General features: G+C 66.2%; 4 protein-coding genes. All 4 read right to left on the minus strand.

Going from position 1 to position 16,691, the window contains the following annotated elements; all coding sequences use genetic code 11:
• Positions 1–140: 140 nt before the first annotated feature.
• The 4 genes from PVZ78_RS25490 to PVZ78_RS25505 all read right to left on the minus strand — a co-directional run bounded on the left by PVZ78_RS25490 (position 141) and on the right by PVZ78_RS25505 (position 16,162).
• Positions 141–776: a flagellar biosynthesis protein gene (locus PVZ78_RS25490; protein ID WP_273829467.1), complete on the minus strand. Its 636-nt coding sequence runs from the start codon at positions 774–776 to the stop codon at positions 141–143.
• 183 nt (positions 777–959) lie between these two features.
• The gene (locus tag PVZ78_RS25495) at positions 960–13,592 is read right to left on the minus strand and encodes a filamentous hemagglutinin family protein (RefSeq protein ID WP_273829468.1); all 12,633 of its coding nucleotides are present in this window, start codon (positions 13,590–13,592) and stop codon (positions 960–962) included.
• 137 nt (positions 13,593–13,729) lie between these two features.
• Positions 13,730–14,890 (minus strand): substrate-binding domain-containing protein, encoded by a 1,161-nt coding sequence (locus PVZ78_RS25500; protein WP_101282364.1) that lies wholly within the window; start codon positions 14,888–14,890, stop codon positions 13,730–13,732.
• A gap of 120 nt (positions 14,891–15,010) precedes the next feature.
• Complete coding sequence (locus PVZ78_RS25505; RefSeq protein WP_096374070.1) at positions 15,011–16,162, minus strand: substrate-binding domain-containing protein; 1,152 nt, start codon at positions 16,160–16,162, stop codon at positions 15,011–15,013.
• Positions 16,163–16,691: the final 529 nt, after the last annotated feature.

A 16,691-nucleotide genomic window follows, 5' to 3' on the forward strand; every position in this document is an offset into this window, starting at 1 on the left:
GCCGTGACGGTTTCAAGACCGCTGAAGGTCCTTCGGACCTTATCGCAGCCTGCGGCAGCGGCTACAGAGCAAGCGTCAGGGAAGTAAGCGCTCGGGGCCCCATCAGCATGCGGGCGCCCGGCAGTTGAACAGCCCTGGATTCAGAGCTGCTTGGCCATGGACTCACTGATGGCCTGCAAGCCAGCCTCGGTGATCAGTTTCCAGTCATCCTCGGTAATCATCTGCATGCCTTCGCGTTTCAAGGTCTTGACCTCGACAGGCGAGGACGCGCTACCGGTGTCCACCTTCAGATGCGATTTGTTGTTCACCGCAACGGAGAAGGCACCCGGCGACATCCATGACCAGAACTCGACCACATGCACGGTGATGGTCCTGGCATCCGGCGCCTGCTCGGCGCTCGGCACCACTTGATAACCGGCTTTGCCGTAGGCTGCGCCGATGCTCTTGGCAATCAGCGTGCTGACCTTGACGCCCTCCGGCAACAGCACATCGCCCAGCCCCATGCCATAGCCATTGCGCTTGCGCGCAATCGCGCGCTCGGTGATCGCCTTGTCGTTGATCTCGCCATTCTTCAGCGAAGGAATATCGGCAATGCGCGGGTCGGCTTCAAAACGACGCTCGTCGAGCACGTTGGTCACCACCTTCTGGCCGTTGCCACTGGCCACTTCGGGCCCGTCGATATCTACCACCGAACGGCTGGTGGCGCAGCCGAACAAGGTCGTGGTCACCAGCAGCAAACCAGCGAGTTTCAGGTATTTCATGGCAATTTCAGTCATTGGCATCCATCCAGTCCCGATTCAGTAAACAAGGTCGCCCGACGCAACGAGGCGTATTCGGGCAGCGCAGAACAATGCGCATAGCCACTGAATTGCCGTCACTCAAGCCATGAATCATCGCAAAGGGCAGGCAAAAAAAGGGGTGATCAACGATCACCCCGAGGCTTGGTACCACGAGAGAACCTACAAGGTCAGTTGCCGCCGCTCCTCCTCGGTCAACTGCTGACGCGCCTGATCGCTCAGCGGCCCGGCGCCCAGCACCTGCACCGGGCTGTCCGGGTTGTAGCCGGGGTTGGCCCGGCTGGCGCCATCCTGGGTCGGCGCCAGGCGTTCCTGGCCGAAACTCAGCACCTGCACGCTAAACACCGACGGCATATTCTGCCGCGCCGCCGCCTGTTGCTGACGCGCCACATCCTCGGCAGCCTGGGTCGCCGACGACGCCGCCGAACTGGCCGACGTCAGGGCCCCGGTATTGACCGACGCCACTACCGGTATCCCGGATGACTTGCCCTGGGTCTGGATATTTGCCGCGTTGACTACCTGCAAGGCGGCGATGTTGACGTTGCCCGAGACCCTGATCCCCGCCTCGCCGGCATCGATGGTGCCCAATGGCGCGATCAGGTCGATATCCCCGGGCGGCACCTCGGCAATCGGGTTCAGCGTAGCGATACCGGCCCCGGTGCTTGGCACCGACGGCGACAGGGTCACGTTGCCCCAGTTGTCATAAACCCTTCTGGGCGGGGTATAGACCACAGTGGTCTTGGAGCCACGCCCGGCGTTGATATCGCCCTCGGCCGACCAGCCGAGGATCGAGCCGCCGAAGGTGGTCATGATCCGGCTCTGGCCCAGCAGGATGCTGCCTTGGGAATACAGCTGGATATTGCCCTGGCCCTGGGTGATCACCCCCGCCGTGGACGGTGGCGCCTCGCCCTCGATGCCAAACACCTGCTGCCCGCCCGGGGTGAGCATCTGGATATCGCCGCCGACATTGGTGTGCACCCCGGCGCCGCCATACAGGGTGATATTGCCCTGGTAGACGATCGGGTTGCCGGCCACATCGGTGTCCGGGAACAACGCGGCAATGGCATTGCGCCCACGCAGGTAGCTGCCCTGGCGCGGACCATCGATCTGGTTGTACTCCAGGCCGCCGGCGCGCAGTTCGGCAAAATACACCTGGCGCGCGAACAGCCCCTGCTCCACCGCTGGCAAGCCGGCGAAATAGGCCCGGGCCTGCTCGTCGCTGCCGCTGAAGCCGTAGCGCAGCTTCAGCCAGCTGGCCAGTTCCGTCTCGTAGGTCTTGGCTACCTTGCCCGGTTGCGCGGCCAGGGAAGCGCTGTCGCTGGCCAGGTTGGCCGGGTCCAGGTAGCGCGAGACAAAGGCCGTGTAGTTCGGGCCACTGGCCCCGGCCCCCGCCTGCAGGACGATGCTCGCCCCCGGTCGGCTGTCGCCTGGTACCAGGGCGCCGAGGCTGGTGATCGAAGCCTTGTCTTCCATGCGGATATTGCGCCCGGCATTGACTTGCAGCAGCCCGGGCCCCGCGACATTGAAACTGCTATAGAGGATGTCGCGCCCGGCCGAGACCAGGGAGATATCCAGCGGATCGTTGTGCACGAACAGATTGCCGCTGCTCACCCCTTCGCCCAGCAAAGGCACAATGGCTGTCGCCTGCCCCAACTGGGTGCCGCTGTTGACGATGTCCCGGCCGGCCAGCATCCAGACCGGCGCGGCCGCGTCGTACCAGGTCCGGCCCGGGCGCGAGCCTGAAGCGCGGAAGTTCAGTTGCTCGCCCGAGCGTATGCCTACCAGGTCGCCGGCCATGGCGTAGAAGCGCGCCGGCTCACGTCGGCCGTCGAGGGTGGTCAGGGTGTCGCCGCCAAAGGCGAAGAGCGGGAAGCCGCCCATGCCTTGCGCGGAAGACAGGCCATCGGGGCTGAGATTGCTCACCAGTAAACGCCCGTCACCGCGCCCCTCGAAGGCCGGCATGAACGGCGTCGGCAACAGGCGGCTGTCGGCCCCGGACTGGTTGAGCGCATAACCGCCGGCGAAGATCGAACCGCCGGCCAGCATCTGCAACTGACCGTTGGGCGAAGGTGCCAGTACCAGGGAATAAGGCGAGTTCTGCTGGTTGCCGGTGTAGAGCGCCGAAGAGCCGTAGTACAGGTTGCCGCCCGGGGCCACGGCCCGCAGGATCGAGGGATAGATAAAGCGCCCATCGGTCGGCGAGGTATCGAGTTGGACCCGTGGCGTGTTTTCACCCCGAGTCAATTCACCGGCCTGGGTCGAAGGTGTCAGGTTGCCCCCCGCCGCGAACAAGTCAATGGCGGTATGCTCGGTCCAGAGCGAAAACCAGCTACTACCGCCGCCCAGGTAGGCGGTGCCGTCCAGGCTGAACACCGACGTATTGTGCTGCCGCGTACGGCCCGGGTCGACCGCACCGCCCAGCACCAGGTCGCCACGGGTGGTGAGGCTGACCGTGGCATCGCCGGGAATGATCACCAGGCCACCGGTGGCACTGGCCACCGAGGCCGAATACGGATCAAAGGCCCGCACTTCGCGGGCGTCCTGGTTGAAGCTGAAGCGGCCAAAATTCTGCTGGATGCCACCCATGGCCCCGGCATTGGCTTGCACATGGCCCCGCAGGTTGATCAGGGCACCGTTCAAGTCATGGTTCTGCCCCTGCGCGGGCCCGCTGAGAACACTGGAAGCTCGGGCGTCCAGGGAAGGATTGAGGCCGCCACCGATATTCAGCTTGAGGTCGCCGCCCCCGGTCAGGGTCAGGCTGCCATCGGCGGCCACCCGCCCGGTGCTGCCCACCGCCAGGATCAGCGCCTCGCTGCGCGGCGAACCCAGGGCCGTACGGTTGCCACGGCGTAACAGAGTGCCGGCATCGGTGCCGACCCGCACCTCGAGATTGCCGCCGCCCAAGGTGCCGACCCCGGTAAAACCGGTGACCTGAGGCATGGGCGTGCCTACGGACGGGGTGACATAGGTACCGAAGTTGATCCACCAGGCGGTCGGAACGGCCTGGTCCACCGCCGCCGAGCCAGTACCCTGGCGCCACAGCCAGTCGCCTACGCCGACACTCGACAGAGCAGGGCTGGCTCCGAACTCGCCGAAGGTACTGCCCAAGGCATCGCCGCGCAGGCTGCCCGCCGTCGACAGCAACAGGTTGCCGCCCTGCTCCGGGTACCAGGCCTGGTAGAGGCTATTGCCTTCCACCAGTTTTTCGTAGGACGCCACCTGCTCGTCGAAACCGGCTTTGTAGTTGGCGTCGCTGTACAGTTGGAGGTTGTCCTTGTCGTAACCACCCAGCACCGTGCCTGCGCGGCCCACGCCGCGCGGCGCCGTATAACCTGCGCCCATGGCCTGGGACTGGGTGCCAGCGGTGTAGACGCCAAACACCGATTGCATGCTCAGATCTCCGCCAGAGATCAGGTCCAGGTCACCGGTGCCGGTGCGCAGCACGCTGAAGATCGGCGCCATGGCGCGCACCGCGATCACTTCTCCAGGCTTGTCGGGTTCGCCTGGCTCCCCCGGTTTGAAGACGCAAAGTCCCGGTGCCCAGTCGCAATAACCATTAGCCAGATCTTCCGGTGACAGCGGCTGTCCCACTACGCCACCCAACCAACTCCAGTCCGGGCTTTCCACTTCAGGCCCCCAGACCCAGCTATCGACACTGGGCTTGAATTCACAGAGTCCCGGAGCCCAGTCGCAATAACCGTTAGCCAGATCTTCCGGCGACAGCGGTTGCCCTACCACCCCACCCAACCAGCTCCAGTCCGGACCCTCTACCTCAGGTCCCCAGACCCAGTTGCCTCCCGGCTTGCCGGGAACGATCTCGCGGTCCCGGAACAGCGAATAATGGGTATCGGCCAGGATCAACTGGCCATCGACCACCCGGGGCTTGACGCTGCGGGTGTCGGCCGCCGAGGTGTCGGCGCCGCTGACCAGGCGCAGCGACCAGGACTGTGAGCCCTCGGGCAGCAACCCGGCGATTGCCCAGTTACGCCCCTGGCTTTCGCCATCGGTCGGGCGCAAGGCCACCGACAAGGCACCGTTGGGCAGCTTGACGTCGGTCTGGGACGGGATCAGCGCGCCCGCTTTCAGCGCCAGGTCGCCATTGAGAGCATAAGTGTCCTGCTGGCCGCCCGAAGTGAGGGTCGCCGGCAGCGCCACACCCTTAGGCCAGAGCATGGCCTGCAAGGCGGTACGCGTGGTCAACAGGGTCCCGGCGCCGAGCCGGGTACCCACGGGCAGGGTCACGGCCTGCTCCAGCAAGGTGCCGGCGGCGTACAGCAGGCTGCCGTCGGCGGCGCGCACGTCCGCGCGCGCAACGCTGCCAGCACCCAGGGTCAGCGCTTGCGCCAGGCGGCCCTCGGTGGGCAGCACCACGCCACTGGCGAAGGTGGTGGCCTTGATCGGCAAGTCATAGTTGAGGGTCTTGCCGCCCAGGAACAGCGTGCCATCGGCCAGGGTCACGCCCAGGCCCGGTACCACCAGCTCGCCGCCGAACGGCTGCATGCCGGGCAGCAATACCCAACCGGCGTCGTCCGGGGTGGCGGGCGGCGGGGTAAAGCCATCGGTGACGCTGCCGCGCACTTCGAGGTTGCCGGCGGCACGGATCGCCAGGCTACCGGTCTCGCCGGAGCCGTAGACCGCGGTCCTGGCAAAGCGTGGATTGAGGCTGGCATAACGATAGCCGGACAGGTCCAGGTCGCCCTGGATCACCACGTCCCGCTCGCTGCTGATCTGCACCCCGGGGCGCAGGTGCAGGACATCGCCATAACCGCCGGCGGTCAGGCCGGCCAGCTTGCCGTCGAGCAGCGTGGCGTTGGCCAACGCTGCGTCGATAAAGGCGGTGCTCTGGTCGTGCTTGAGGTTCATGTAGGCCTGGTCGATCACCCGGTACGGCTTACCGCTGGCGGCGTCGCTGCCGTCCTTGAGCACAGCGTCACTGTCGCTGTCGTCATAACGCCAGATGCCATTGACCGCGATCGACTTGGCCCCGCTGATCTGCTGGCGGCCGCTGGCATCGATATCGATATCGCCGCCACTGACCCCGCCCAGCCGAGGCGCATTGAGCTCCAGAGTGCCTCGAGCCTGGCCGTCGTGCTGCCCGGGCTGGCTGCCCGGAGCCGTAGCGGTGCCGTGGCGCAGGTCGATGCGACTGCCCTCGGCCAGCACCAGCCGGCCCTCGCCCGACGTCAATTCGACCACCGCGCGGTTCGGCGCATCGATGATCTTGCCGTAGCTGTCCACCCGCAGTTGCGTGCCATGGGCATCGAGCAGCGCCGCATCACCCAGGGTCAAGCCGTTACGCGCCGCCAGGCGGATGCTGCCGACCTGCTCGCCGCTGGCATCCACGGTGCCGAGCACCGTCAGGTGGCCATTGTCCAGGGACAGGTTGATCTCCCCCGCCTTGAGCTCGCTGCCCAGCTGCAGGTCGCCCTGTTTGAGCTGGAAGCTGCGCGAACCATAGACCTGACCCTCGTTGAGGCGTTGGTTGAGGGCCGCGAAATCGCCCACGCCCTGGGCGCGGATATCCACCCCGCCGGCCTTGTACGGCACCCGTGTGCCGCCGGCATCGTAATGACCGGAGGTGCCGCCGAGGATCGCCCCCAAAAGCGCGACCTGGCCGGCCCCCGGATCCAGGGCGATGGCGCTCAGGATCCCGGCCTTGTTGTTCTGCGCCGACAGGTCGATCCGCGAGCCGGCAGCCTGGCGAATATCGCCGCCGCGGCTTTCCAGGATCACGTCGCCGCCCCAGCTGTACTTGTTCAGGTCATTGAAGGGCACGGTGCGTCCGGCCAGGTCCAGCTGGGCATTGCCCGCCAGCACCAGGTCGCGCTCGGCCAGCAGGCTCAACTTGCCACTGGGCAGCACCACCGCGGTGTCCAGGCTGATGCTGCGCCCCTGCAGCGCCAGTTCGCCACCCAGGGTGTTGATCGGCCCAGGTGCAGCGCCACCACCGGAGATACGGATATCGCCGCCGGCCTTGATCCGGTTCACCGAGCCGGCCTCACCGGTCAGCAACGGGGTGACGATATTCAGATCGCCGCCGCTGTAGCTGTAGCCCTTGCCGCTCTCATAGGCCCCCTGACTCTGGTAGACCGCCAGGCTGCCCTTGTGGTTGGCGGTCAGGCGCTGGCTGGCGCGCAGGTCGACCGTGGCAAAACCCAGGGCCAGGCGATCGAAGGAGGCCAGGCTGTCGGGCTGCGATTGCGGGCCGTAGCCGAACTCGATGCGCTCGGCGGCCAGCTCCAGGCGGCCGCTGCCGGTACCGGCGCCCTGGTTGATCACCGTGCCTGGCAGCCCGGCCGTGCCGTTCCAGACCAGGTTGCCGGTGCGAATGCTGGCCACGTCCTCGGCGCCGCCATGGCCGTAGATCGCCGGTGTGCCCAGGATCAGGTTGCTCAGGCTGGACTTGCCGGTAACCGGGTCCAGGGTGCTCAACTGCGTCGAGCCATAGAGGTTCAGCGAATCCCGGGCATTCAGGGTCAGCGTCTCCAGGGCCGGCGCACCGCGCTCACGGTCACCACGCAGCAGGCGGTCGAGCACCTGCTGGTTGAGGGTCAGGCCCGGTGCCAGGGTATTGCCCGCGGCGGCCTCGGCCAGGCTCTGGCTGCTGCCGACATTGACCCCACCCACCGCCAGGGTCAGGTTACGGGTGCCATAACGCACCTCGTCCCCCAGTTCGAACAGGTTATTGGTGGCCGCGGCCAGGGTGCCTTCGGAATACAACTGGGTCACGCCGCTGCAGTTGCCAGCACAGCTGCCGATGCGAATGCTGCCCGGGCCCGCCTGACCGTTCTGCGCCGGGGTCGGCGGCAGCAGGTCGAGCCAGCCATTGGACACCGCCAGCAGGCTGGTCCTGCCGGGGTCGTAGATAAAGCCATCGCGGGAATCGTAGGCACTGGCGCCATGCCCCAGGGTATCGATCCGGGCGCCCTGCTCCACCACGATGCCGCCATTGGTCCGGCCACTGAGGAGCATCACTTCGGGCGCCGACAACGCTGCCCCCGAGCGTAAGATCAGGTCGGCCAGGTTGGAGCTGAAGACGATGTAATTGCCACCCTGGCCATACTTGCGCTCACTGGTACCGCCGATAAGCAGACTGGCCACGCCCAGGGCATTGAGCTGCGCCGCATCGATCGAAATGCCGGTAAAGCCCGCGCTGGGGCCGCCCGCGACGATCTCCATTTGTGAGCTCTGGCCCAGTACGTTGGCAACGGTGCCGTAGCCGTCCTTGTCCGGGCTGAAGCGACTGGTGCCGGCATAGGTGAAGGACGGTTGCCCGGTCTGGTTCTGCAGCAGATTCAGGGTCAGGCCCTTGGCGTCGGCAGTCAGGGCGGCGCGGGGAATGCCCAGGCGTGCCGCGTCGCTGACGAGGAATCGAGCCAGGGAAGTTTCGTTGTATTGGGAATAGCGGCGCAGCACATCGGCCGAGGTCAGGATCACCTGGCGCGACAGGCTGTCCTGGATCCCGGTGCCGAGGACCGACAAGCGCCCCGAGGTACTCCAGGAACCATTGGCCATGGCCAGGCCCGGTTGCTGGGCGGCCAGGCCGGCGCCACCGTTGAGCTCGACCCGGAACGCCCCCGGCAACAGCGCATAGTTCGCCGGCAACAGGGTATAGACCCCCGGCGCCAGTCCCGGCACTCCGGCCTCCAGGGTGATCTGCTGGCCGATCAGCGGGTCCAGGGCGCCGCTCTGCCCGGCGCCAGGGGCATAACCGGCCTGGCTGCCGGGCACAATGGCGTAGACCGGATTGCTGGCCAGCCCCGGCAGACTGAAACGACCGTCGGCGCCGATCTGCACCAAGGGGTTGAAACGGGCATCGGTGGAACCGCCACGTCCGGAGACGAAACCCGCACCAGTCAGCTCGCCACCGCCCGACAGGTCCACCACGGCGCCACTCTGGACATCGATCGACTGGCCGACCAGCATCAGGGACGGGCTGGCATTGAGTACGTTCTCGTCCAGCGGCTTGCCGTCCTGGGTCCAGGTCTGGCCGTCCACCGTACCGCCAAAGGGCATCACCAGCCCCGCCGCGCTCAGGGAGGTCAGGCTGCCGGGCAGCAGGTGAATGATCGAGCTGCGATCTTGCGGGCCGCCGTTGAAGCCCAGCACCAGGCTGCCCTGGGGCGCGCGAACCACCCCGCCCTGGTCGATGCTCTGGGCGGACAGCTGCAGGTAGCCATAGGCCGAATAGGGCACGCCGGGGTCCTGGGCGCTGCTGCGACCGATGCTCAGGTGACGAGCGCGGATCTCGGCACGGGCCAGAGTCTCCGGGTAAAGCTGCGCCACCGTCAGGTTCAGGTCGCCCGGGGTGTTCAGGCGGGTAACGGAGATATTGCCAGTGGGGCGCAGCATGCGCATGTCCCCGGCGCTGCGCACATCCATCATGGCGAAGCCGCGCTGGTCCAACTGCAACTGGCCACTGAGCAGGGTAATGTCGCCATGGGCACCGAGGTTGACCTCATCGCGGATATCCAGCAGTTGGCTGGTCACGACCAACTGCGCCTGGGTCGTCTGGGTCGAACTGCCACCGCGTACCACAGGTATCGTCACACTGTTGTTAAGGGCAGCGATCGGGGAGACACCCGCCAGTCGCACATAAGGCGCACTGAGCCTGATCCGGGTATCGGCCGCCGCGCCTTGAGCCAGGCCCAGGGAAGCCGAATACAGCTGCAGGCTCTGGCCCAGGGCCAGATCGACATCGCCGTCGAAACTGATCTGGCCGTTGCTCAGCAAGGCCAGGCTACCAAAGCCACCGGCGTCGACCTGCTCCACGCTGAGATGGCCCTGCCCATAGGCCAACGGCCCCGAGGTTGTACCATCGAGGGCCTGGCGGCGCTGGCTGAGCAGCAGTTCCCGCGGCACCAGGGGCATATCGCTGTCCAGCAAGTTGCGATCATAGGTCCCGGTCTCCAGAGCAACCGCCAGGCTGCCGCCCGCCGCCCCCTGGCCACCGGCAGCGGCGCGCAGGTCGCCGTCCAGGTACAGGCCATTGATCGAGCTGAGGCTGATACTGCCGCCATTGCTGGCCAGGGTCATAGGACCGGCGCCCTTGATATCCAGGGCAGCCTGGGCGCCAGAGGCCTCGAGGCGCGAACCGGCCTCGAGCTGCACGAACAGATCCGGTGCCACCGCGCGGCCAGTGGCCAGATCCAGGGCGCCGCCAATGACGATGCTGCCACCGTCACTGACCTTGCCGTAGCGCCGGCCCTGGGCATCCAGGGCACTGACCACATAACCGGAAACATCCACCAGGGCATTGTGCCCCAGCAGGATCGAGCGCTGATGAGTATTGATCAGCGGCTCGCTTTCCAGCCGTAGCGGCTGTACCGCGCCGATCGAGACCTTGCCGCCATGGGCGATCAAGTGGCCATCGACGCTGATCTGGCCGATCCCGCGCAGGGCGATAGACTGGCCATTGTCCACCCGCACGGTGGCGCCCTCTCCTATATCCAGGGCCACGCTGGCGATATCGGCAGCACTGGGACCGAGCCCCCCCGCCTGCAGGGTCAGGCTGGCACCGGCGCGCTGACTCAGGCGGCCCTTGGCCGGGTCCTCCTGATAAGGCTCCGGCAGCCACAGCTGCAGGGCGCTGGCGACCGGCTCGCCAGTGGCGACACTGGCCATCCCGGCGGCCAGGGCGTAGACCGGTACCCGCACATCCACCTGGGCGCCCTCGGCGACTTTCAGTCCCTGGTTGCCGGTGATGTCGTAGGCGCCGAAGCCCTTGTCGAAAAAGTCGTTGGCCAGGACCAGGGTCGAGGCGTCGGGCGACGTACCGCCGCCGATCTGCACCTTGCCCGCTTGCAGGCTCAGGTTGCCACCGCCACTCACCCCATGGCCCTTGAGCTGGCCATCCAGGGTCAGGACGCCATTGCCGACGCTGGTACCGGCATTGGCCGCCAGGATCAGGTCGCCACCCTTGCCGCCACGCAGGCTACCGTTCACCTGCAGCGCCGCGCCGCTGCTGACATCCACCTGGCTGCCGGCGGCCAGGGTCAGGTCGCCACGGCTGCGCAGGGACACACTGCCGCCATTGACAAAGGCCAGGCCACTGTTGTCCTGCGGCGCCAGCAACAGGTTGCTCCACAGCCCGCTGGCGTCCAGGCGCGCGCCCTCGCTCAGTACCAGGCTGGCCAGGGGGCCGCCGGTCGAACCGATTAGTGTGTCCTCCAGGGTTGCTCCTGGCGTGGCCTTCTGCAGCAGTACATTGCCCAGGGCAATGCGCCCACCATGGCTGGTCAGCCCGGCATTGACCCGTACCTGCGGAGCGTGCAGGGCGATCTCCCCCGCCGGCCCGACCTGCAGGTCGCCGTCTAGCGTCACGCTCTCATAGGCGGCGATCCGCACCGCACCCAGGGCGAAGCCGTTGAGCTGCTCGGTGTCCAGGCGCAGTTGCCCCTGGCGCTCGCCCAAGGCCGAGTCCAGTTCGATGGCCAGGGCCTCGGCGGCCTGTCCCGGGGCGAGGATCACTTGTTTGAGGGTCCTGTCGCTGGCCTGCAGGCCGCTTTGCAGGGTGCCGCTGTCGTTCTGCCAGAACGGGCGATAGTCGCCAACTATCAATTGCGCGCCACGGGCCACGGCATTCTGTGCCTGGTCGTAGCCATCGAGCCCGGCCTGGGCAGCCTGGGCCTGGCGCTCGCCCTGGTAGGTGTTGCCGAGCAACTGGCCCTCGAGCACCGCGCTGCCGGTGCCAATCACCAGCTTGCCGGCATCGCGGCCAACGCTATAGCCATCTTCGTAGCGCTGCTGCGGCGCGATCAGCGGGCTGTAGTAGTAATCGGTCTGGTCCCAGCGCGGGCTGTTGTCCTCATAACCCTTGTAGATACCTCTGTAGAGAATGTCGCCCGGCGCCCGGGACAACTCGTAGAGGCGCCCGTCCTGGCCCTTGAGCCAGGTCTGGCGCACCTGGCCGCCCTGGACATCGAGGGTGCCGCCGGACAGGTTGATGCTTGACCCGGCCTGGGTCACCACATCGCGTCCGGTGAACGTCACGCTGCCGCCCTGGGCCATCCACTCGCCCACCCCGTGGGCCTGGGTACCCAGGTAGCCACCGACCTCCAGCAGGCCGCCGCCGGTGTACCAGCGGTCCGTGGCGTAGCCATTGGTCCCGGCCGGCACATAGACCAGTTCGCGCACATCGACCCACACATCGTTGTTGTTCAGGCTGCCCTGGTCGCGGTTGCCGGCGGCATCGCGCTGCTCGTTGCCCTGGATATTGACCTTGACGCTGTTGGCTTCCATGGCCACCTTGACCCCGACCGCACCCGCCACATCGATCACCGCGCCGTCGCGCACCAGGCTGCGCTGGCCGGCGCTGACCGCCACCTGGCCACCGATGGCCAGGGTGCTGGAGCCGGCCTGGAAATCCACGGTGCCGCCGCTGACGATCTCCACCCGCGACTGGTCGGTACGGTCGGCCACGCTGCTGAGGTTGTCGAAGGCGCCACCGATGTTGTTACCAAGGCCACCCAGCCCGGCCAGGCCATCAGCGCGCTGGCTGTCCAGGGCAGTGCCACTGGCGGCGTCCAGCAGGATCGCCGTATGGCTGCCCTGGCCCAGGGTCACGCTGGAACTGCTATCGCTGGCCGAATTGAGCAGGTGCACGGTGCCGCGGCTGTCCACCGAGGTGGTGGCCAGGACTACGCCGTTCTGCTGCACCTGGTGGCCGGTCAGGGTGATATCGCCGGTGGCGGCCTGGATCAGGCCGTTGTTGCTGACCTTGCCGGCCTGGCTGCCGGCCTTGCGGGTGCTGGCCACCTCATTGCCGCGGGTGGTCGAGGTGGTATTGCCGGCGGTGCCGGCGCCCTTGCGGATATAGAAGCTGTCGCCGGCGGCCAGGGTCGCCTGGCCCTTGGACGTGACCAGGCTGCCGGCGTTGTCCACTTCGCTGCCCAGCAGCAGCACATAGCCGCCGGACCCGGTGGACACTCCTGGCGCCCGGGTCTGGATCAGTGCGCCTTGTTGCACCTGGACCTTGCCGGCGGCATCGGTGAAGGTTGGTTGCGAGCCGACGCTGTCGACATACAGCCCGCGCTCGCGGAACTGGCTGTCGCTGATGGTCGCGGCGGCGGCCACCAGGTTACGGGTATCAACCTGGCTGCTGCCGCTGAAAATCACCCCGTTGCGGTTGACCAGCATCACCGTGCCGGCCGCCTTGATCTGGCCCTGGATCTCGCTCGGCCGCGCCTGCGGGTCGTTGACCCGGTTAAGCACCGCCCAGTCGGCCTGCTGCTGGAAATCCACCGTGGTGTTGCGCCCGACGTTGAAGGTCTCCCAGTTGAGAATGGCCTTGTCCGCGGTCTGGCCGATGCTCACCGTGGTCTTGCCGTCGGCCTGGGTCTGCACCGGGTTCCTGGCATTGGTCCAGCCTTTGGTCAGGGCATTCTCGTCGACCTTGAGCCCGCCCTCGCCCAAGCCATCGGGAATGCTCGAGGCCGCCACCAGCGCCGAACGCCGCCCGGCCGCCTGGGCCGCCTGCTGCGCGGCGATGGCCGCCACCGTGTTATTGACGTTGCTCAAGGACTGCTGCAACTGCTGGTTGGCCTTCAGCTGCTGGGCCAGGGGCGGTGGCGAACCAGGCTTGGGCAGGCTCCCCGCGACCCCGCCGACGCCCGCCGCCTGCTGCGCCGCTCCCTTGCTGGCGAACCAGCCGGCGCTGAACGCTGTCTCGGCCTGGGCACTGCCCGCCACCAGCAACAGCGCGATGGCATGGGCCAGCGGATTGAGACGCAGGACAGGCAACGCCTCGCAGCGGCTTGCAGACTTCAGAACAGGGTTGGGCTTACCGAGGCGCATCGCTCACTTATCCTTTTACACAGTCGCGAAATAGGTCGGCGACCCGCCCGCTGTCACGGACGGAACGCTCAGGTAATAGGCGGTTGGCGCCGGCCGGCACCGAACCTTTGTCATGAAAACTTCATCCGCGTGTGGGTTCAGAACGGACGGCCGATGCTGTTGCAGACGCTAGGGTTGTTCAGGCCTTGCGCACTAGTGGGTGGGATGAAGGCGTTGCGAATGGCGGTTTTCCAGATTGCAGGCAGCGGGATCAGATGCTGCGCGCTCAGTTGGGCGTCATTGCTCGTCTGGGGGTTGGAATTGAAGTGGCGCACCAGGAAAACCCGTAGGGCAACGGCGTCCTGTGGGTCGCGATAGCACTGGCCGAACAGCAGGTAGCTGTAGCCGACGATGGCGTATCCATAGGCCGGGTTGGCGATGCCCGGCGCCCATTTGTGCGGGTCGGCGCGATCGGCGGGGCTGGTCGGCGGGGTAAGCTGCGCCAGGCCAACCTGGTCGCTCGCAGTCGGCGGCAACAGGCCGTTGATCCGCGCCACCTGGGCGTTGCTGGTGATATCCAGGGCCGCGGGCCCCGAGTAACCGATGGCGCCGTCGCTGGCGGCGACCGCGGCCAGCAGGGCCTGTTCGCTGCTCACCGCCTGCCAGTGCGCGGGCAGCGGCCCCTGGTGAGCCGAAGCGAACAGGCTGCTGATGCTGAACGTCTGGGGGCAGAGGCTGTTGAGATGGCGGGTGAGTAACTCGCTGGTACCGCTGCGGTCCGCGCGGTAGAAGACCTTCACCGGCGCGTTTGAATAACCCGGGTTGATCTGGTTCCAACTGGTGATGGTGCCGGCGAACAAGCCGCAGAGCATGCCACCGTTCAGGTCCAGGTCGGTCACCGGCTGACCGCTGGCCAAGCGTACCCGGTAGGGAATCGCCACCGAGGTGATAGCCACCGGGACCTGGATCAGCGGGCCCCAGTCTGCCGCCGAGCCGGGCATGGCCCCCGGCGCCTGGTGGACGCTACGGTAGTTGTCGAACTCGGTGGCGCCCAGCCGGGATTCGCTGCTGGCGTAATCCACGGAGAACCGCTGGGGGGAGCCTGGAGCCAGTGCCAGGCTGTCGTTGTTCAGCAGCGCCTGCTTGCCCGCTCCGCTGCCTGCCGCACGGTAGACACCCGCCGCTGGCGGCAATACCCCGGGGGTGGTGTAGAAACCCTGCATCAGGTACGAACCGCCGCCGTCGAGGGCGGCCGAGGCCGGTGCGGCACACAGGCCGGTCAAGGCCCCGGCCAGGGTGATCAACAGATATCTGGACATGGCAACTCCCTCTCCTGCCCGGCGCTGGCCCGTGGCAGCTGGAAATTCGCTGGACGAAAAAATCGGCAACGGCTGGCGCCGTTGCCGATCGGTGTTGCAGGTACTAAGCCTCGGCCTGGATCAGGCTGGACGGCCGATACCGTTGCACACGCTGGCGTTGTTCAGGCCCTGTGCACTGGTTGCTGGAATGAAGGCGCTGCGAATAGCGGTCTTCCAGTTTGCGGTCAGCGGGATCAGTTTCTTGTCGATGATTGCCTGATCGTTGCTGCTGGCGAAGGTGGCGTTGTAGTGCTTGCTCAGGAAGCTGCGGATCGAGTTGACATCCGCGGTGTCCTTGTAGCACTGGCCGAAGATGAAGTTGGTGTAGCCAACGATCGAGTAGCCGGAATCCGGGTTAGGCAATACCGGTGCCCACTTGGTCAGGTCGGCACGATCGGCGGCGGTGGACGGAGGCGCTATGGTGCTCAGGGCGGTCTGCACGTTGCCCACGGTTGGCAGCAGGCCGTTGACACGAGCCACTACAGCGTTGTTGGTGGCGTCGACATCCTCAGGCCCGACATAACCGATGGCGCCGGCGGTGGAAGCCACGGTGCTGGCCACGGCGGCGCTGCCGCTGACACCGATCCAGGAAGCTGGCTCGGCACCTGGGTGGGCATTGGCGAAAGTGCTGCTGACGGAGGTGAACACCGACGGGCAACGGTTGTTCAGGTGACGGGTGAGGATTTCCGAGGTACCGCTGCTGCCGGAGCGGTATACCACGCGAACCGGAGTGGTATCGGAGGTGCCGAGCACTTCACCCCAGGTACGGGCGACGCCGTTGTTGGCCGACAAGGCCAGGCACAGTTGCTCGCTGGTCAGGTTCAGGTTGGTGGTGCCAGTCTTGTTGTAAGGAATGGTCACCGAGGTGGCGGCCGACGGGAATTGCAGCAGCGGGCCCCAGTTGTCAGGAGAGGTAGCCGGTACGTCCTGGTGGGCGGTTTTGTAGTTGCTGATTTCAGTGGCGTTGAGAATCGAGTCGCTGCCTGCATAGTCCACAGTGGTACCAGCTGGCAGGGTGGTGGTCAGCGAACCGATGTTGTTGGTCAGCACGGCAGTCTTGCCGGCGCCGCTGCCCACGCCGAAGTAGGGACTGAAACCGGAGTTCAGAACACCCGGAGTGTTGTACAGCTGCTCAGGCAGAGTGGCACCGCCACCCACAACAGCCGCCATCGATTGGGCCGAAGCCAGAGCCGCTACGGCCAGGGAAGCTGCGATCATAGTGCGCTTAAACATGAAGAATCTCCTTTCGTCGTGTGTATACGGAGGTCAATGGTTCTTGCATGACGCCATGGCGCTCAGATCCTCTGCCCTGCTCTAAGAGCGTTGTGCGGGGTGAGGCCATGGGTAAGAAGTTCGCAGTTTCCGGTGACAGATAAAGGAAAAAACCTCGGGAGAAAGACCTTGATTTTCAAAAACTTTCTCGGGTGTTCGGGGGGCTTGGCACGGGCTTTTCAGCGCAGGTGACAGCGAGGTTTCGCGGGGCCTTTTGCCAGCTCACGGGCCGACGCGGCGTGGGTCTTGGGCTGGGGGCGATGGGGGTGGTTGTGCATGACAGAACGAGGAACCCGAGTTCGGCGGGATTGCCGCTCGGGTGGCAGGCCTCGGAGCAGAAAAAAATTGAGACAATCCCTGCTGTTGTTCCTGGCGAACCGCGTGTTCAGGTTTGGCGACGCAGCCTCGCTGCGCTCGGCAGCGGCTACAGGCATTCGCGTCGACAGCAGTTCGGCGCCATGACCGTAGGAGCGAGGCTTGCCCGCGATCC

Source organism: Pseudomonas sp. SBT1-2 (genome assembly GCF_028640875.1).
Lineage (GTDB): Bacteria > Pseudomonadota > Gammaproteobacteria > Pseudomonadales > Pseudomonadaceae > Aquipseudomonas > Aquipseudomonas chlororaphis_I.

What these genes read in the sequence shown, in the direction of transcription:
- PVZ78_RS25490 (WP_273829467.1), bottom strand. Translation starts at nt 776, where the DNA reads ATGACTGAAATTGCCATGAAATACCTGAAACTCGCTGGTTTGCTGCTG.
- PVZ78_RS25495 (WP_273829468.1), bottom strand. Translation starts at nt 13,592, where the DNA reads ATGCGCCTCGGTAAGCCCAACCCTGTTCTGAAGTCTGCAAGCCGCTGC.
- PVZ78_RS25500 (WP_101282364.1), bottom strand. Translation starts at nt 14,890, where the DNA reads ATGTCCAGATATCTGTTGATCACCCTGGCCGGGGCCTTGACCGGCCTG.
- PVZ78_RS25505 (WP_096374070.1), bottom strand. Translation starts at nt 16,162, where the DNA reads ATGTTTAAGCGCACTATGATCGCAGCTTCCCTGGCCGTAGCGGCTCTG.